The sequence below is a fragment of the Shewanella xiamenensis genome (assembly GCF_024971755.1).
GTDB classification, from domain to species: domain Bacteria; phylum Pseudomonadota; class Gammaproteobacteria; order Enterobacterales; family Shewanellaceae; genus Shewanella; species Shewanella xiamenensis.
Map to the genome: position 1 here is coordinate 2472026 of NZ_CP079718.1, position 19032 is coordinate 2491057.

General features: G+C 46.1%; 18 protein-coding genes and 1 pseudogene. 5 read left to right on the forward strand and 14 right to left on the reverse strand.

From position 1 onward, the window contains the following. Positions 1–52 precede the first annotated feature (52 nt). From hisD to KXJ80_RS12160, 7 genes and pseudogenes are all read right to left on the reverse strand, one after another. Positions 53–1369 carry a histidinol dehydrogenase gene (hisD, locus tag KXJ80_RS12130; protein WP_218738568.1) on the reverse strand — a complete coding sequence of 439 codons (1317 nt, stop codon included), beginning with the start codon at positions 1367–1369 and terminating at the stop codon, positions 53–55. A gap of 3 nt (positions 1370–1372) precedes the next feature. Continuing rightward, positions 1373–2272: an ATP phosphoribosyltransferase gene (gene hisG, locus KXJ80_RS12135; protein WP_218738567.1), complete on the reverse strand. Its 900-nt coding sequence runs from the start codon at positions 2270–2272 to the stop codon at positions 1373–1375. A 663-nt stretch (positions 2273–2935) separates the two neighbouring features. Then, complete coding sequence (locus KXJ80_RS12140; protein ID WP_218738566.1) at positions 2936–3763, reverse strand: hypothetical protein; 828 nt, start codon at positions 3761–3763, stop codon at positions 2936–2938. A 65-nt stretch (positions 3764–3828) separates the two neighbouring features. Beyond that, positions 3829–4155, reverse strand: a complete 327-nt coding sequence (locus KXJ80_RS12145) for a DUF7716 domain-containing protein (protein ID WP_218738565.1) — start codon at positions 4153–4155, stop codon at positions 3829–3831. 54 nt (positions 4156–4209) lie between these two features. After that, positions 4210–4662: pseudogene (locus tag KXJ80_RS12150) on the reverse strand (acyltransferase). A 78-nt stretch (positions 4663–4740) separates the two neighbouring features. Next, on the reverse strand, positions 4741–4965 hold the full coding sequence (locus tag KXJ80_RS12155) for a DUF2059 domain-containing protein (protein ID WP_259474420.1): 225 nt from the start codon (positions 4963–4965) through the stop codon (positions 4741–4743). Continuing rightward, positions 4966–5211, reverse strand: coding sequence for a hypothetical protein (locus KXJ80_RS12160; protein ID WP_259474421.1), 246 nt, complete (start codon positions 5209–5211; stop codon positions 4966–4968). A gap of 433 nt (positions 5212–5644) precedes the next feature. On the opposite strand from KXJ80_RS12160, the gene yoaA reads away from it, so the two are divergent. Further along, positions 5645–7567 (forward strand): DNA repair helicase YoaA, encoded by a 1923-nt coding sequence (gene yoaA / locus KXJ80_RS12165; protein WP_192937938.1) that lies wholly within the window; start codon positions 5645–5647, stop codon positions 7565–7567. A gap of 230 nt (positions 7568–7797) precedes the next feature. On the opposite strand, the gene KXJ80_RS12170 is transcribed toward yoaA, so the two are convergent. Both KXJ80_RS12170 and KXJ80_RS12175 read right to left on the reverse strand, forming a co-directional pair. Beyond that, a complete protein-coding gene (locus KXJ80_RS12170) occupies positions 7798–8088 on the reverse strand; it encodes a cytochrome c3 family protein (protein WP_218738564.1) in 291 nt (96 codons plus the stop codon). 522 nt (positions 8089–8610) lie between these two features. Next, positions 8611–10128, reverse strand: a complete 1518-nt coding sequence (locus tag KXJ80_RS12175) for a methyl-accepting chemotaxis protein (protein ID WP_172589798.1) — start codon at positions 10126–10128, stop codon at positions 8611–8613. A 470-nt stretch (positions 10129–10598) separates the two neighbouring features. Between KXJ80_RS12175 and pheS the strand changes: the two genes are divergently transcribed. The 4 genes from pheS to lpxM all read left to right on the forward strand — a co-directional run bounded on the left by pheS (position 10599) and on the right by lpxM (position 15318). Then, entirely contained in the window at positions 10599–11582 is a 984-nt protein-coding gene (gene pheS / locus KXJ80_RS12180; protein ID WP_037417925.1) for a phenylalanine--tRNA ligase subunit alpha, read from the forward strand. A gap of 14 nt (positions 11583–11596) precedes the next feature. Then, on the forward strand, positions 11597–13984 hold the full coding sequence (pheT, locus tag KXJ80_RS12185) for a phenylalanine--tRNA ligase subunit beta (protein WP_259474422.1): 2388 nt from the start codon (positions 11597–11599) through the stop codon (positions 13982–13984). A 3-nt stretch (positions 13985–13987) separates the two neighbouring features. Then, positions 13988–14284: an integration host factor subunit alpha gene (ihfA, locus tag KXJ80_RS12190; protein ID WP_011622581.1), complete on the forward strand. Its 297-nt coding sequence runs from the start codon at positions 13988–13990 to the stop codon at positions 14282–14284. A 95-nt stretch (positions 14285–14379) separates the two neighbouring features. Next, positions 14380–15318 (forward strand): lauroyl-Kdo(2)-lipid IV(A) myristoyltransferase, encoded by a 939-nt coding sequence (gene lpxM / locus KXJ80_RS12195; protein WP_069455451.1) that lies wholly within the window; start codon positions 14380–14382, stop codon positions 15316–15318. A gap of 92 nt (positions 15319–15410) precedes the next feature. Here the strand turns inward: lpxM and hypA are convergent, their stop codons facing one another. The 5 genes from hypA to hypB all read right to left on the reverse strand — a co-directional run bounded on the left by hypA (position 15411) and on the right by hypB (position 19023). Next, positions 15411–15767 (reverse strand): hydrogenase maturation nickel metallochaperone HypA, encoded by a 357-nt coding sequence (gene hypA, locus KXJ80_RS12200; protein ID WP_037427750.1) that lies wholly within the window; start codon positions 15765–15767, stop codon positions 15411–15413. After that, a complete protein-coding gene (gene hypE / locus KXJ80_RS12205; RefSeq protein ID WP_088585671.1) occupies positions 15767–16786 on the reverse strand; it encodes a hydrogenase expression/formation protein HypE in 1020 nt (339 codons plus the stop codon). Before hypE ends, hypA begins: the two co-directional genes overlap by 1 nt. Then, complete coding sequence (gene hypD, locus KXJ80_RS12210; RefSeq protein ID WP_218738562.1) at positions 16779–17918, reverse strand: hydrogenase formation protein HypD; 1140 nt, start codon at positions 17916–17918, stop codon at positions 16779–16781. The genes hypE and hypD overlap by 8 nt, the downstream gene beginning before the upstream one ends. A gap of 62 nt (positions 17919–17980) precedes the next feature. Next, positions 17981–18226, reverse strand: coding sequence for a HypC/HybG/HupF family hydrogenase formation chaperone (locus KXJ80_RS12215; protein ID WP_055648372.1), 246 nt, complete (start codon positions 18224–18226; stop codon positions 17981–17983). Then, a complete protein-coding gene (gene hypB, locus KXJ80_RS12220) occupies positions 18226–19023 on the reverse strand; it encodes a hydrogenase nickel incorporation protein HypB (RefSeq protein ID WP_218738561.1) in 798 nt (265 codons plus the stop codon). Before hypB ends, KXJ80_RS12215 begins: the two co-directional genes overlap by 1 nt. Positions 19024–19032: the final 9 nt, after the last annotated feature.

Here is a 19032-nt window from a genome sequence, read left to right on the forward strand (position 1 = left end):
GTCTTGCTATGGCTTTAATTAAGCGTACTGTTGATTGCGTTACTTCTTTCCATCAGTCCTTAAGACTGGCTAAGCGTATCGCGACCGCATTTTTATGGGCATCGAGTAACTCATTGCTGGCAAGGGTCATTACCGCTTGCCCGAGTCCGAGTAGACCCTTGGCACTGAGCTCTTGCACCGTAAAGCGGCGGCTAAAGTCTGCCAAGGAGAGGCTAGATACCGCGCGGCTATAACCGTAAGTTGGCAATACATGGTTAGTCCCACTGGCATAATCCCCAACCGATTCAGGTGTATAGGCCCCTAGAAACACTGAGCCTGCGGCGCGAATATGATTTAGCACGTCCCGTGGGAAACGGGTATGAATAATTAAGTGTTCTGGCCCATAGCGATTTGAAACGAGCGCCGCTTCTTGCATATCTTTTACCAAAATGGTGCGGCTGCCTTTTAGGGCGGTTGCGGCAATCTCTTGGCGCGGCAGGGCGGCCAGTTGTGAATCGAGCGCTTGATTGACTGCTTGTGCTAATGGCTCAGAATCTGTGACTAAAATGACCTGCGAATCTGGGCCATGCTCCGCTTGTGAGAGTAAATCCGCAGCAATAAATGCGCTATTGGCATCGCTATCTGCTATCACCAACACCTCGGAGGGTCCCGCTGGCATATCGATAGACACAGTGCAGCGACTATCTTGAGAGACTAAGCGTTTGGCTTCGGTGACATAACGATTACCCGGGCCAAAAATCTTATCGACGCTAGGAATCGTTTCAGTACCAAAAGCGAGTGCGGCAATGGCTTGCGCGCCGCCCACTTGATAAATTTCAGTGATCCCACAGGCGTTTGCCGCATACACAATCGCATCGTTAATCGGCGGCGGACTCACCAATACGCGTTTTTCACAGCCGGCGATTTTGGCTGGCAGAGCCAACATCATCACGGTCGAAATGAGGGGCGCGCTGCCGCCGGGAATATATAAACCGACTTTTTCAATCGGTTCGCTACGAAGCTCGCAGCGAACACACGCTTGTGTTTCAATCTCTATGGGGCGAAATTGCTGCGCGCTGTGGAACACATCAATATTGGCCATCGCTTGGGCAATGGCGGCTTTAAGTTCTGACGAGACTCGCGTACTGGCGGCGCTAATCTCACTTTCACTTAAGCGCAGACTGTCGATATTGGCGCTACTGATATTTACAAGCTTGGCGCCATCAAACTTTTGATTAAACTCTTTCAGCGCCGCATCGCCACGGCTAGCCACGGCATCAACAATCGCCCGAACACTTTGTTCTAAGCCGCTGTCACCAATTAAAGGTGAGCGTTGGAGCGCGGCTTTTTGTTCATCGGTGGATAATGCTGCCCAAGTCAAAATATCCATAGATCACCCCATCATTTTTTCAATTGGCATTACGAGGATAGAGCTGGCACCTAGCGCGGTGAGCTGCTCCATGGTGTCCCAGAATAAATCTTCAGTACTGACGGCGTGGATGGCCACTCGATTAGTATCGTCGTTTAATGGCAGCACAGTCGGGTTTTCGGCGCCGGGCAGCAGGGCGACAATTTGATCTAAGGTTTCAGTGGGCGCGTGCAGCAAAATATATTTACTTTCACGGGCGCGGATCACGCCGTTTACGCGGGATAAAATTCTGTCGATTAGCGCTTGTTTGCTCGGCGTTTGGGTTTGGGTCGATTGAATAATACAGGCCATGGAGCGGTAGATGACTTCGGTCTCGTATAAACCGTTGGCCTCAAGGGTGGCGCCGGTGGAGACTAAGTCACAAATGCCATCGGCAAGCCCGGCACGCGGCGCGACTTCAACTGAGCCTTTTAACATACAGTCGCGATAACTTATGCCTTTTTGTTGCATAAAACGGCGCAGTAGGTTGGGGTAGGAGGTGGCAATTCGCAAGCCTTCCAAGGATGAGGCATCGGCATAGCTAAATTCGGTTGGCACAGCTAACGACAGGCGACAGGCACCGAAATCCAGTTGGCGTAATTTCACAAACTCGGCGGGTTTATTTAAGGTTTGACGCTCAATCTGCTCTTCTTCGAGCACGTTCTCACCAATAATGCCTAAATCGACCACGCCATCCATCACCAGCCCTGGAATATCATCGTCACGCACTCTGAGTAAATCGATAGGCATGTTGTCTGCGTGCGAGATAAGACGTTGTTCGTTAATGGAAAACTTAACGCCGCAGCTCTTGAGTAATTGCTGTGAGTCGGTGGATAAACGGCCAGATTTTTGGATGGCGATGCGTAAACGGTTTGATTCAGTCATAGTCTTGTCTCGCTCAAAGTTAACAAATTCAAAATGATATTCTTTTGTCGCATGGTTTAACTGGTTTCTATGTTTGGCCGGTATTTATCTAGCTAACATATTGAAATTACATACTAAACACGGGTTAAGTTGTAAGTTAAAAAGCCTAAAAGCAAAAACCCCCGGAATTCCTTCCAGGGGTTAGTGATCATCTTTGAATCAGTCCGCCAGAAGGATACAGTCCTCCGGCAGTGAGCGTCCGAAGGCTACCGCATATGGTGGTGATGATGGTGGATAGCGTTCAGTAATGGGCTCATATGACTCTCTATACTCTGTATTCTGTTGAATTCGGTGCTGATGGATACTTATCCATCGAACGTTTTTTTAAGCTAACCGCTTTCTGTGCCGTTTGCAACAGCTAATTTTAACTAAATAAGAATATTTATGCGCTTTATGAAAATGTTTCATCTTGATGATCGCTGGAGGTAAATCAACCGATTGCAAGAGGGGACGACTTGAGGTTTGCTAGGGATGGACAGAAAACTGACTCTACGTTTAGAACCGTTCGGCAGCTAGAATAGCGGCAAGGATGGCAGATTTTATCTAGTAGTATTCTCTAGACTGGCGAGTGCGGATGAGTGTCAGTCACAGCGCTAATGCAGGATTAGTGCTGTGACATCCTTTTTATTGTGCTAAATATTTTCCAAACAGATGTTCAACTGTCTGTTGGCAATATTTATCTTCACCACGCCAATATTCGGCAAATACCCAGTCATTTTTGCCTTGCCGTTGTCTATCGACAGTATTGGATTTTAATATTCCCAGACTGGCTAATATTTCGATTAATATTTGTCGTTCAGCTTTGCTCGATTTTATTACACTCGCTAATCTTTTCTCCAATGCGCTGGGATAATCGTTCGGCTCAGATGTTTCGATAATCGTTAATATCTCCCTGAAACAGACAATATCTTCAGACGTCGGCTCTGGAATATCGGCCTTGATAAATTGGTTTAAATCAAAATAGGTATACAAAATATCCCCATGGCGCACGCCGCCCCATTTAATGCGCTCGAAATTGAATACGTTAATATCCATCTCGTTATAGGATTCACTTCCTCGGATGCCATATTGACTGTCTCGGCAAATGCCACAGGTATAGGAGTGTGCCGTTGGTTTGCCATCCGTATAAGAAGTGCCTGAAATGATGGGCGCATATTGGTGTGATGGGATTTTTTGGGCGATCGCATAGGATGCAAGGGATGAGCGCCAATCCAATCGCCTAGAGGTTAGACTGCTTAAAAATCCTTTTGTTACTTGTGTTTGCGATATGCCTTTCACTAGCGCCGTGATGGCAAGGATGCATTCATCGTGGGAGATAGTTAAAGGATCAAACATTAATCCTTTCGATTTGGCGTAGTTAAAGTCGGACTCGGGGAGACTTCTATTTTTGGCGTCAATCCAACCATTCTTCCAATAGGTGGAGAATAAAATCCTTTTTGCTTTTTTATCCATATCTGATTCTTTTTTATCTTAAATAACTGGGTTTAATTTATCTTATAAAATCTCAATTAAAGCGGTTAACACTCTACATTTATATAAGCATCGTTTTGATAGTAATAACTGACGGCATGAATTAAGTCATGCAAGGTAGCATTTGGCAGCTGTTGCACTAAATTAGCCTTGATACTTTGTAAGTCCGCAATGCTCAAAACGTATTGATAGCTTTGGGTTTGTGGGTAGAGAGGTTCATCCTGTTGGTCGCGCTCCTCTTCAAGTTCATCGTCAATGATTAACACCGACATTGTGGGACTTAATGGTTGTTCTAGGGCTTTGTACACATCCAAGTGCCACGAAAAAGAACCAAGTTGGGATAATAGGGTTTCCAAGGTTAATGTTAATCGCATGAAATATCCTTTTGAGCGAGCATCATTTACATCATTAGGACGAGTTCATTAGGGTTAAGGATTCAACAGACCCAGCATGAATTCGGTTAACGCAAATGATGAGAAAATAAACAGTAAATTAATCAAGGCCCGCATAATCCAAGGTAATACGCCGTAGGAAAGGCCATATTTATTTGAGGCAATTACCATAATCCCCATGATGCCGAACCAGGGGGTAAAAAAGAACATGGCTTACCATTTAATCAGAGCGACAGCGAGATCATGTAGCGCACCGCTGATCAAAAAAGTGACGAGTACGGCGAGCCACATGGGCAGAAACTGACTGCTAGGACGCATGACATTACGTGATAAATAATAACCCCAAATCGGATTCCAATAATGCCAAAAAATGGGGAATGACTTAGCACCCAGGGCGCGTGATAGCATATTCCTCATCGAGTGACTTGCACCCAGTGGAACACCATTTCGCTTTTTCACATATTGTGACAAGGATAAGGTCGTTGGCATGGTTAATCTCCGCCTAATGCTTACCACTGAGTGCGTAGTCGTAATATCAGACCTCATGTTCAGGTAATTGTTATAGCTTTATTCTTTAATTCCATGCTTTGCGAGAAAAGGTCTAATACGCTCAATTAATTTAGATTGTTTTGCTTGTGCTTCTTGCATGGCGATTTGTGCTCCAGTTTGCATCAATTGTGGCGTTTTTTCTAAGAGTTTTTTACCTGTGGAAGTTTGATAAAATTGGGTTATTTTAATGATTTCTTCATTTGTGAAAGCTTCAGAGTACTGTTTTTTTAATTCGTTTATCACTCAGGGACGATCAACATCTTCATTAAACCATGCTCTATAAATACCCTTAAGTTCTTCTTTAGCCTTATTATCTAATTTATAGTTAGTGGCTATTTGGTCTACTATTGGTAACATAGCTTCAAATCCACCAGCCATTTGTTTATCGATTGACATCACTCTAAACATTTCATCTATTGGTGCTACTTGCGCTACTACGGGAGTAGATAAAATAAATAACATTAACGGTAATAATTGGAACTTTTTCATTTTATATCCTTAATCATCTCAACGTTTATAAACGTAAACCTAATTGAGTTATATATCCATAATTGAAGCTTCGTGCAAAATTAAGTCATTAGCACAATCATTAACGCAACTTAGCAGCTTATCACTTAGCAAGCAATCGGGGAAAAGTTGAGTTAAGCCTTTGGTTGTTAAATCATTTAAACTACGCTACTCCATGTTTTAGCTCAAGAAGCTCGGTGCTAGATTAAAACTATTGGTATTATCAGGCGGGCTTAATTACACTGCGGCAACAGCGTTATGCTCCTTAGCGAAGGCTAACGCCTTAACCCACAACCCGCTTTTTTGAATCGTTTTTATAGGAACTCGCTCGCCATTGACTCACTCTCGACGCTCAGCTCCGCGGCAAGCTAAACATCAGCAATCAAATCAGCAGTCGCTTGATGCTCCTCGTTCGATGAGCAGATTGACGAATGAGGTGCTGCGCGCTTTTGCCAACGATGGCGTGCTCGCTACGCATATTCAGGGGTACAGTGCGCGTCAGAGTCAGGTTGAGATGGCGCAAATCATCAGTGAAGCGATTGCGAGTAAGGGCAATGCACTGATCGAAGCGGGTACAGGGGTCGGTAAAACCTTCGCCTATTTAATTCCCGCTATGTTAAGTGGCAAGCAAGTGATTGTCAGTACTGGCAGTAAAAACCTGCAGGAGCAATTGTTTCTAAAGGATTTACCCGCATTGACATCTATGCTTGGAATTGCGCCCAAGCTTGCGCTATTAAAAGGCCGCAATAACTATTTATGCCAATATCGACTCGATAGGCAGATGCAGGAGGCCAGCCATATTGAGGCGCGATTGTTGGATGATTTACTCAAAATCAATCAATGGGCGGGCATGAGTAAAGACGGCGATATTGGTGGCTTAACTTCAGTGCCTGAACATTCTCCCGCGCTTCCCTTAGTCGTCAGTACCAAAGAGACCTGTCTTGGCCAGCGCTGCGAATTTTATGATGCCTGTTTTACCCGTAAGGCTCGCAGCCGCGCCATGGATGCGAAAATCATTGTCGTAAATCATCACTTATTCTTTGCAGACAGTGTGTTAAAGGACACAGGCTTTGCTGAATTATTACCCGATCCCGATGTGGTGATCTTCGATGAAGCGCATTTACTGCCGGATATCTGCGTCAGTTATTTTGGCCAGCAATCCTCGAGTCGCACTATTGATGACTACCTGCAAAAGTTATTGCAGATTTATCAAACTGAGCTCAGCGATACGGGGCAGATTGCCCAATTTTGTCAGCGTTGTTTAGCCAAATTGAGTGACTGGCATAATGGATTGTTTTCGATTGCCGAGCCGGATTGGCGTATGCTGCTTGGCAATAAGTCAATTGCGCTAGCATCATGGGATTTACTCGCAGAGTTGACCGCGCTGCAAAAACTCTTGCTCGCCCATGTGGGGCGCAGTGAGTTATTAGATGATATTGCCGTTAAACTGGCGGACCTTAACCATAAGCTCAATCAGTTTTTCCAATGTGACAATCCACAGGCTGCCTATAGTGTTGAATTTGGTAGCCGTTTTGTGATGCTACGGATTTCACCGATTAATATTGCCCGCGAATGTCAGCAGTTATTTGTGGCCAATACTAGCTGGATTTTTACCTCGGCAACCTTACAAGTGAACCGTAGCCTAGGGCATTTTGCCAAGGAGTTAGGGATCAGTGAGGCCAAGGCGCATATTTTGGATAGTCCCTTTGATTATCCGCGTCAGGCGTTATTTTGTGTGCCAAGGCAACTGGGCAATGTGGCGAATCAGCAGCAAGCAGTCAAACAGTTAGTCGATGTATGTGTCAAAGCGATTGAGGCAGCGCAGGGGCGAACCTTTATTTTGTTTACCAGCCATAAAATGCTTGAGCAAACGGCGTTGGCATTGCGAACTCGGACTCAATATCCGTTGCTGGTGCAGGGCCAAGCGGGTAAACAGAGTTTGCTCACAAAGTTTCGCCAACTGGGCAATGCGGTATTACTTGGCACCAGCAGTTTTTGGGAGGGGGTAGATGTGCGTGGCAAGTTATTAAGCTGCGTGATTATTGATAAATTGCCGTTTGTCTCGCCCGATGAGCCGCTTTACCGTGCCCGCGCCGACAATATTAGCCGTCAGGGCGGCGATCCTTTTACTCAAGTGTCATTACCTCAGGCGATTATTGCGCTCAAACAAGGGGTTGGACGTTTGATCCGTGACGAAAAGGACTGCGGCGTATTAATCCTGTGTGATAATCGGATTGTGAATCGCGCCTACGGACAGGCATTTTTAAACTCCCTGCCGCCGATGGCGCGCACCCGTGATTTAGATAAAGCCTTGGCGTTCTTGAGAACAATACCTTGACACTCGTCTTATGGTTTACTTGGGATGCTTAAATTTTTTTATTTTTATGGAATATGAGCGAAGAATTCAGTTGTTAGATATACATTAAGGCGATACAAACGGGGATAAAAAATGCCACCTGTGAGCAATAGATGGCAAACACCCTTGGAGGTGGGTCAAGTGGCATCCTGCCAAATGGTTCCATTCAAAACAAGTTATTCTTCGGCTTTTGGCTTTAGATTTTTAGTGAGTTAATGGCATGCTTTGCAGGCATCAGCAGGTGCTTTTTCTTGATGAGCGATATGGCAATTAGTGCATGTTAAAACACCATCATGCTTAGTATGAGCTTCACCTGCGAGTGTTTTCATTTCGCCATGGCATGATACACATTGCTCATTTTCAAAAACATAATCCGCAGAAGGTGTTTTATCCTTATGGCATGATTCACAGTCTGATCTTTCTGAATGGCTGTCGGCAAGTGATGTCGCCATTAAACTAGTAGAGAAACACAGTGCACACATGAGCATCATCTTTTTAAGCATGTTATTTTCCTTCTTTTATTGTGGGTTAAATTATCATTCTCAAGCCAGCAAATAAGCTCTTATTCGATCATAAAGAGCTAGTGGCGCAATATAAGCAATGTGCAAACATTGCTTTTTTAAATGTCTAATTAGTATTTCTCTTGAAACTTATACCGCTGTTTTATTATTAATGTGTACTGAAATACATTAGGGCTTAACAGAGTTTATTAAGCTTAAATTAATAGTTTTTTGAGATTTAACTTGGCTTCTTGAATGTATAATAGATTTTTAAGGTGACAAAACGTTGATCGTTATCAAAGGTGAATGGATGAATACTTTTTTAGTTTAAAAGTATGATCAAGATTTTATTGTGGGGGCGATAAATTCGATAATCCAAATCTAAATTTTAACATTTAGATTTTATTTTAATTTATTTAGGAATTCTAGATTATAGAAATGAATTAATTAGGGATTAACCAGATGGCGATTCGTTATTTAAGCAACAAGGGTGCTTGGCTCCCTTGTTGCTTAGCTCTTCAACGATTAGATTTTTAAACCCACCATCAGCTGGTCCAATTGTCCCGCGGTGGCTTGCAACTCATCACAACCCGATACCGATTGGTTCGCCGATTGCTCGACATCGTGGGATTGATTGCGAATTTCCATCAGATTGGTCGCGATTTCGTTAGCTACGGCCGATTGTTCTTCCGCAGACGTGGCAATCAACACACTCATTTCGAAAACGCGGCTGCTATGGTGGGCAATCGAATCGAGATCTTTACCCGTTTGCAGTACATGCTGTTTGCCTTCACTTGCTTGACTCACGGTGCGAGACATCACTTGGGTGAGGTTACGTGTGCCTTGTTGCAGCGACTCAATCATGGATTTAATTTCTACCGTTGCAGCTTGCGTGCGGCCAGCAAGGGTTCGTACCTCATCGGCCACTACCGCAAAACCGCGACCCTGTTCGCCAGCACGCGCCGCTTCAATCGCGGCATTGAGGGCGAGTAGGTTAGTTTGTTGCGAGATAGCATTAATGGTCGAAACCACCTCATCAATCTTACTGGCGTTGTCGTTGAGGGTATTGACCGCATTCGATGCAGCAGAAATCTCATCCGACAGCACATCAATTGCGCTTACTGTGGTTTCAATATCCTTAGAACCCGCATTAACCTGTTGATTCGCCTCTTGGGTTTCGGCGGAGGATTGCTCAGCGTTGCGCGCCACTTCTTTTACCGCAGCGGTCATTTCTTCCATCGCCGTGGCTAAGGAGTCGAGGTGCTGACGTTGATTGACCGCAAGGGCTTGTCCTTGCTGAGCCGTACTTCTAAAAGATGAAACCACTTCGCGGATCTTGCTGGTGGATTCTGCTATCTGCTTCACCAAGTTGTGCTGGCGCTCGACTAGCGTGTCGATACTGATAGCTAAGATGCTGAACTCATCTTTGACTTCGAAGAAGTTTAATCGGCCTGTCAAATCCCCAGACGCCGCGCGTTTAAGTGCCATGACTGTGGTGTAGAGTGCACCGCCAACGAAGGTAGAGATGTAGTAGCTAAACAGGAAGAGCACGAATAACAGCACTGCCATCAGGCTGTAGACTAAGATATTGTCATCGGCTAAAAGGGCGTTAAGTTGACGATCATCGACGGGAATGATGGTCAGCATATTTTGATCATTAACCGAGCTAACAGCCCGATTAGGTGAACTGCTGGTATCAATACCACCACCGCTGCGCGCAAGGGTTTGTGCGCGGCTATCAGCCTCAGAAACTGTAACAATCTGAACATTCTGTAAGCCTTGGCTCAGCTGATTAGGTAAATTTTGGCGTTCTTGCTCGGGTAGCTTGCTAGAAATCTGGGCGGCGAGTTGATTGATTTTCTGGGAAGTGTCTTGGAGCCCATGCAAATGGCTTTCAAGCAGGGTATCCCTAAACTGAGTATTTAAAAATACCGCTAATCCCACAATCATAAACATCGGAACTAGGGCGAGAATTGCAAATTTGGTTTTTAAGGTCATGTGGATAAGGTATTGATCTATCCAGCGAAATTTAACTTCTTTCATTAGCGCCTCGATAAATTGGGCTGTGACCAAATGGATATCGGTCGATTTGCCATAGACTTTATGTTTTTCTGCTTAGTAAGCTGTTGCTTGTATTATTGTTGTCCAATTGCGGCATTTTTGTTTGTTTTGCAGCAATTTTGGCAAGGTACAAACATAAGTTTACAGTTTAGTTACATGTGTCGCCAGTGGTTAGTGCGTGATCACGTGACTGCTGTAAAAATCGACAAATGTCTTTCCAAGGCGATCAACTTGGAAGGTTTGTTGGGATAACACATGAATTTGCATGATAAAAACCCCGAATAAGCCCTAGTAATATGCCGCTCGCTCGCGTAAAATTTCTCTCCTTTTATTTCGTTATAGCTAGCAAAGCGTCTGGCATTAACGCCCGATAACCTGAGCACCGAAATAGCCTGAAAGTTTGGCGCCCATAGCACTTGTTTATCAAGCGCGACTATGCAGTGGAAGAGAAAATGCAGCAGTTAACTGAGATCGTAGAACAAGCCTTAGTCATTATTGACCAGGCCAGTGATCTAAAAGCACTGGATGATATCCGTGTCGATTACCTAGGTAAGAAAGGTAAGATCACCGACATGATGAAAATGATGGGCAGCTTAAGTCCTGAAGAAAAACCCGCTTTTGGTCAGGCGGTCAATGATGCGAAACAGGCCATTCAACAGAAATTAACTGAGCGCATCGACGTCCTGAGAAGTGCAGAGCTAGAAGCTAAATTAATTGCTGAAAAGATTGATGTGACGCTACCTGGCCGCACTATCGAAATCGGCGGTTTACACCCAGTGACGCGCACCATTGAACGTATCGAAACCTTTTTTGGGGAATTAGGGTTTTCGGTAAAACAAGGCCCTGAAATCGAAGATGATTTCCATAACTTCGACGCCTTGAATATCTCTGAGCACCACCCAGCGCGTGCCGACCACGATACGTTTTATTTTAATCCTAAACTGATGCTGCGTACCCAAACCTCGGGCGTGCAAATTCGTACTATGGAAACGGAAAAGCCGCCACTACGGATTATTTCACCGGGTCGTGTGTATCGTAACGATTACGACCAAACTCACACACCAATGTTCCACCAAGTGGAAGGTTTGCTGGTCGATGAAAACGTTAACTTCGCCGAATTAAAAGGCGTGTTGCATGATTTCCTGCGTAACTTCTTTGAGGAAGATTTGCAGGTGCGTTTCCGTCCTTCTTACTTCCCATTCACTGAGCCTTCAGCCGAAGTGGACGTAATGGGTAAAAACGGCAAATGGTTAGAAGTGTTAGGCTGCGGTATGGTGCACCCAAATGTGCTGCGTAGCGTTGGCATCGATCCAGAAAAATACTCTGGTTTTGCTTTTGGTATGGGCGTTGAGCGTTTAACTATGCTGCGTTACGGCGTAAACGATCTACGAGCGTTTTTCGAAAACGACCTGCGTTTCCTGAAGCAATTTAAATAACGGAGCTGTATAGCATGAAATTTAGCGAATCTTGGCTTCGTGAGTGGGTCAATCCTGCCGTTAGCCGTGAAGCATTATCCCACCAGATCACTATGGCTGGACTCGAAGTCGATGGCGTTGATGCCGTGGCTGCCGAGTTCAACGGCGTTGTGGTTGGTGAAGTGGTCGAATGTGGCCAGCATCCAGATGCAGACAAACTGCGCGTGACTAAAGTCAGTGTTGGCAGTGGCGAGCTTATTGATATCGTCTGCGGCGCACCAAACTGCCGTCAAGGCTTAAAAGTGGCCGTAGCAATGGTCGGTGCCGTACTGCCAGGCGATTTTAAAATTAAAAAGGCTAAGCTGCGTGGTATGCCTTCAGAAGGCATGCTGTGTTCATACAGCGAGCTGGGTATTGATATCGATAGCGATGGCATTATCGAACTGCCATTAGATGCGCCATTAGGCACGGATTTACGTGAGTATCTCCAGCTTGATGATGCTGTGATTGAAGTGGATTTAACCGCTAACCGTGCCGATTGCTTAGGCATGGTAGGTTTGGCCCGTGAAGTTGGCGTGTTAAACCGTCAAGCGGTAACCGAGCCACAATGGCAAACCGTGACGCCAACGATTGATGCCAAAGTGGCTATCAATGTGAAGGAAACCGCAGCTTGCCCACGCTACTTAGGTCGTGTGGTGAAGAATGTGAACGTGAAAGCGGCTACGCCATTATGGATGCAGGAAAAACTGCGTCGCAGTGGTATCCGCTCAATCGATCCTATCGTGGATATCACTAACTTTGTGTTGGTTGAATTCGGTCAACCGATGCACGCCTTCGACCTTGCCAAACTGACTGGCGATATCCAAGTGCGTTTAGGTAATCGTGAAGAGAAAATCACCCTGCTCGATGGCAGCGAAGTGACTATTCCAAACGACACTCTAGTGATTGCCGACGATGCGCGTCCATTAGCGCTTGCTGGCGTGTTTGGCGGTGAATATTCGGGTGTGAGCGACACTACCCAAGACATACTGCTTGAATGTGCGTTCTTCGCGCCGTTAGCGATTATGGGTAAGTCACGCCGTTTAGGTCTGCATACCGATTCATCACACCGTTTCGAACGTGGTGTTGACCCTGAGATGCAGCACAAAGTTATGGACCGTGCGACTCGCTTAGTGCTGGATATTTGCGGCGGTGAAGCGGGTCCTGTGGTTGAAGCCAAATCTGACGCTGACTTACCAAAGCCTGCGCAAATTCTATTGCGTCGCAGCAAGTTAGATAAAATTCTGGGTCACCATGTTCCCGATAGCGACGTGGTTGAAATCCTCGAACGTTTAGGTTTCGGCGTCGTTGCAGGTGAGGGTAGCTGGCAGGTCACCACCGCCACTTACCGCTTCGATATGGCGATTGAAGAAGACTTAATCGAAGAAGTTGCCCGTATCTACGGTTACAACAACATTCCAAACGTTGCGCCCGTGGCGTCACTGCGGATGTCTGATCATAAAGAAACCGACTTAAGCCTCAAGCGCGTTCGTTCGCTGTTAGTGGCCCGTGGTTTCCAAGAAGCTGTGACTTACAGTTTCGTTGATCCTAAGCTGCAAAATCTGGTTCACCCAGGTGAGCAAGCCATGGTGTTACCGAACCCGATTTCTAGCGAAATGTCGGCCATGCGGTTGTCGATGTTCACTGGATTATTGACTGCGGTTGGCTACAACCAAAGTCGTCAACAGGGTCGCGTGAGACTTTTTGAAACTGGCCTGCGCTTTGTTCCTGATATTCATGCAGAATCCGGTGTAAGACAGCAAGCAATGCTCGGTTGCGTCATTACAGGGCTTCAAAATGACGAACATTGGTCAATGGAATCGAAAACCGTTGATTTTTTCGACCTTAAAGGTGATTTAGAAGCAATTATCGGCTTGACAGTTTCCGCATCAGAATTTAGCTTTAGAGTAGCGACGCATTCTGCTCTTCATCCAGGGCAATGTGCTGAAATATTGAGAAATGATCGAGTGATCGGTCATATAGGTGCTATCCATCCTAGTTTGGAGAAGCCTTTTGGACTCAATGGTAAAACCATCGTTTTTGAGTTGGAATTGGATGCTTTATTGCATACCAGTTTACCGCTAGCCCAAGCTGTATCTAAGTTCCCGGCTAATCGTCGTGACATCGCAGTAGTCGTAGATGAAAGTGTATCTGCAGGCGATGTAATGAAATTGATAAGAAAAGTTGGCGAAAATCAGTTGGTTGGCATAAACTTGTTCGATGTATACTTAGGTAAAGGTGTTGAGCCCGGCAAGAAGAGCTTGGCGATAGCACTTACATTACAAGACACTACTCGTACACTTGAGGAAAAAGAGATCGCTGAAACTGTTGATTCAGTTGTTTCTGCCCTGAAGACCGAGTTCAACGCATCGTTGAGGGATTAAAGTATGGCACTTACCAAAGCCGAAATGGCAGAACATCTTTTTGAAACACTCGGTATAAACAAGCGTGTAGCCAAAGAGATGGTTGAGTCGTTCTTTGAAGAAATTCGAGGCGCACTTGAAAGTGGTGAGCAGGTCAAGTTATCTGGCTTTGGCAACTTTGACCTTAGGGATAAGAATCAAAGACCGGGAAGGAACCCAAAAACAGGCGAGGATATCCCGATTTCCGCTCGCCGTGTCGTGACCTTCCGTCCCGGCCAGAAACTGAAAACTCGCGTAGAAGCTTCTAACGCGGGCAAGTAATTTTAGATGTTCGACAGTAAAGCCACTCCTTCGTGAGTGGCTTTACTATTTTCTTTTTATGGTGAATGACTTTTCCACTGTCTGAGGTGATTTCTTTGTCAAGACAGCCCAAACATTTTGACCGACGTTTTCAACTGGCGTTATTGCACCCTAAATATTGGGTTACTTGGTTGGCGATCGGTCTATTAGTGATTTTTGGGATCATGCCCGCGTGGCTGCGTGATCCTATTGCTAGAACCTTAGCCAAACTGGTGGCGCCTATTGCGAAAAAGCCGATAAGTATTGCCAGGGCGAACTTAAAGGCGTGTTTCCCTGAAAAATCCGCCGCAGAAATAGAAGCCTTAATTGATGACAACGTGCAGAACTTCGTATTAGTGCTGTTATCGCAAGGTGAGCTGTTGGTACGATCTAAGGCGCATTTACGCCGCCGTGTGAATTTGATGGGCTTTGAGCATGTACAAGCGGCGCAAGCAGTAGGGCAGCCGGTGATATTTATCATGCCCCATGTGTGGCCCATTGATTATGCTGGGCTGAGGTTAAACCTCGACTTGCCCATGGTCACTATGGCAAAGGCCCATAAAAACGCGTTATTTAACTGGTTTAATAATCGAGTACGTAGCAGTTGTGGTGGCCACGTTTATATGCGAGAGGCCGGAATTCGCGCCTTATTAGCAGAGCTTAAGCAGAACAATAGCTTTTTCTACCTGCCCGATGAGGATTTAGGCCCAGATCAGAGTGTATTTACCCCGTTTTTAGGCACAGTCAAAGCGACATTACCCGTGGTTGGCCGATTAGCTCAGGCGGGAAATGCCCAAGTGCTGCCGGTGAAAATTGGTTATAACCAAGCTTCGCGCCAGTTTGATTTAACTGTGATGCCCGCCATTGCCGCCGAAGACATGGTCGGTAAGGAAAACGAGGCGCTAGCACTGAATAAAGCGGTTGAGCAAGTGATACTCGCTTATCCAGAGCAGTATATGTGGTTCCTAAGATTGCTAAAGACTCGCCCTGAAGGGCAAGCCTCAATTTATCAGTAAGCGTTTATCGCTTATTGTAAACCCGAATAAAAATGGCTTTAAGTGTTTAGACTTAAAGCCATTTTTATCACTGAAACCGTGCTTGTAATCGATTAAATATCCTCTGCTTGCTCCATTTCGAGCTGCATCAGCAGCATATCTTCACCCTCTAATACCCGCGTATGATAACTGTTACAGGCGGGGCACACGATTGAACGCTCATCGAGCACCGACTCTTGTTGGCAATCTGCACATTTGATCACCAGTGGCTGTAGTGTCATGCAAAGCTCGGCTTCGCGGCAGATCCCATCGAGTTTAAAGGTTTCAAACGCCGTTTGAAGTAGGGTGGGTTCGACACCGCTCATTACGCCGAGTTTGATTGCTACCCGAGTAATTTTAGTTGCTTGATTTGCCCGCGCATGTTGCTCGCACTGTTCAATTAAGGCGCTTACTATAGAATACTCGTGCATTAACAAATCCTTGGTAGCAGTTCACCTTGAGGCAAGTCTAAGTAACGTTTGGTATTCCATGGCGTTCTTAAGATCACTTTTCCGGGAAGTTCGTCGCTGACGGTACCGATGATGGCCGCCTGCTCGCAGTGACCAAATCGTTGCATAATTTCCAACGCACCAAGGGCGATATCGTTGGGAACAGCCAAGATAAAGGTGCCTTCATTGGCTAAATCCATTGGCTCAAAGCCATAGAGTTCACACAAGCCTTTGACCTCATCACAAACCGGGATGCTCGCCTCATTAACTGTGATGCCTACATTGGCGGCAACGGCCCATTCATTTAATACGGCAGAGAGCCCGCCGCGGGTAGCATCGCGCATAGCATGGAGTGGAATATTAGCAGCGATCAATTGCTCGACTACTGGCCAGAGCGTGGCACAATCGCTTTGTAGCGTGGACTCGAGGGTAAGACCCTCACGCGCCATCAAAATAGCCGCGCCATGGCAGCCGACATCACGGGAGACAATAATCGCATCGCCGGGCGCGACATTGGCCGCCGAGATATTCGGACGTAAAATACGCCCAATGCCTGATGTATTGATAAATAAGCCATCGGCGCAGCCCTTAGGTACTACTTTGGTGTCGCCACAAACAATTCTAGCCCCACTTTGTTTCAGCTCTTTGGCCATACTGCGTACAATTGTGGTTAAGTCTTTGAGCGAAAAACCTTCTTCGATGATCACGCTACAGCTTAAATATTGAGGCTCAGCGCCCATCATGGCGAGATCGTTAACGGTGCCAGCAATCGCCAGCTTACCGATATCACCACCGGCAAAAAACAACGGTGATACAGTGAAAGAGTCCGTCGTAAAGGCCGTCGCACCCTGTAATTCAAGTTTTGCGGCGTCTTCTTCGCTACGCAAAATCGGGTTATCGAATTCGGCAAAAAACAGATCGCGGATGAGCTTATTCATTTCTTTACCGCCACCACCGTGGCTGAGTTGAATCGCTTTCTCTTTGGTTGATACATCAGCCATGATGTTGCTCCTTGCTATCGATGCCTTGATAGCGGTAATAAGCATTACAAGCGCCTTCGGAGCTGACCATGCAGCTACCGAGAGGGGTTTCGGGATTGCAGCCGCGGCCAAAGACTTTGCAGTCCTTCGGTTTGGCTAGTCCACGTAGAATATCGCCGCACTGGCAAGCCTTATGATCATCAATCTCTTTGACGGGCAATCTGTCTTTAAAGCGCAGCTCTGCGTTCCTGTGGGCGTATTCATCCCTTAATTGCAGCGCCGAGTTGGGGATTGGTCCAAGCCCGCGCCAACGAAATTGCGGTCTGATCTGGAAAAACTGTTCAACTTTTGCCTGTGCGGCAAGATTACCTTGCTCAGATACAGCGCGACTGTATTGGATATCGAGTTCTGCCTTGCCTGCGGCCTTTTGACGCACGATACGCAGGATAGACTCCATAACATCCACGGGCTCAAAACCAGAGACCACTACCGGTGTGCCGTATTGCTCTACGGCCGGGCGATAGATTTTGGCGCCACTGATCACACTGACGTGTGCTGGGCCAATAAAGGCATTGACCCTCGCATTAGGATCGTGCATCACGGCATCAATTGCGGGTGGGACTAATACATGGTTGATATGAAAAAACAAATTCGCCAGCTTTTCCTGCTCGGCCAGTTGCAACAATATTGCCGTCATTGGGGTGGAAGTTTCAAATCCAATGGCGAAAAACACCACGGTTTTATTTGGATTATCACGGGCAATTTTGAGCGTGTCTAAAGGGTCATAGATAGGCCGAATATCACAGCCTTTGGCTCTGAAACTGGCAAGTGAACCTTGGGAGCCGGGGACGCGGATCATATCGCCTAGCGTCACTAAAATCACATCTTCCTGCTGGGCAAGCACTGCGGCTTGATCGATCCGCTCTTTAGGCATAATGCATACAGGGCAACCGGGGCCGTGGATAAACTCAATGTTATCCGGCAGCAAATCCAGTAAGCCGTATTTCATTATGGTGTGGGTATGGCCGCCACACACTTCCATAATGTTGATTTGTTGATCGAGTGAGTGAGCGACCTGGGCAATATCCTTTGCAAGCGAGGCAATGGTTTGGGGATCGCGAAAGCCTTGATAAAGTTGTTTTAATTCAAGCATGTTCAATCCTTGTCGCAGTGTATCGTCTGTGGTTTGCGATCGTTTACAACTGCGGCTGTTGCTTAATGCGTGGTTTCATTTTCAAGTTTTGCGACTATCTCTTGATATAATTCAAGGCTTTGCAGAGCATCATTGCGATCAATTTTATTCATCACAAAACCGATATGAATGAGCACATAATCACCAATAGCCAAGGGTTCAGTCATAAGATGGCTGCTGACATCGCGTTTTACGCCTAAGGTATCGACGGTTACAGATTGGCGCTCGTTATCAACTGCTACCACTTGTGAGGGGATTGATAAGCACATTATTGTGGCTCTCCCACAGTGTTTCGGCGCAGATTTTCATTTAGCCAAGCGGCAACGGCATGCATGGAATCGCCATCTTTAATGGAGACTTCGAGTATTTGAGTGTCGGGATTGAGTTTTTTAAGCTGGGCTTTGGCCTCGTCGACACTGAAATCGAAGTAGGGTAATAGGTCACATTTTGTGATCAGAACCAGGTCAGCACGGCGGAACATTACTGGATATTTTTCAATCTTATCATCGCCTTCTGGAACGGAGAGCAGCACGATATTTTTATGGGTGCCCACATCATAACTGGCGGGGCAGACGAGGTTGCCCACGTTTTCCACAAAGCAAATATCTAACCCTTCCAGCGGCAAGTGATGCAAAGCACCATGCACCATAAAGGCGTCTAGGTGGCATGCACTGCCAGTTTGAATTTGATGGGCTGTAATGCCCTTTGCGATTAAACGGTCAGCATCACGGGAGGTCTCTAAATCGCCTTCAATAACGGCGTAATTAAGTTTTGTGTACTCTTTTAAGTGCTCAAGCAAGGTCGTTTTGCCGCTACCTGGGCTACTCATTAGATTGAAGGCGGTAATATGGTGAGCCTCGAAATGGGCACGGTTGTGGGCAGCTTCTACATCATTTTTATCGAGAATTTTATGGATCACCGACAAGGTTTTTTTATCGTTAAGCTGAGGATTGGTATGCAATTCCTGATGTTTATGGCTGTGTTCGTGGGTATGACCTGTATGGTGATCATGCCCTTGTTGAATCGCAGAGTGGCGGGGTAGAGAGCAGCCGCAGTCTTTACACATCTTGTCATT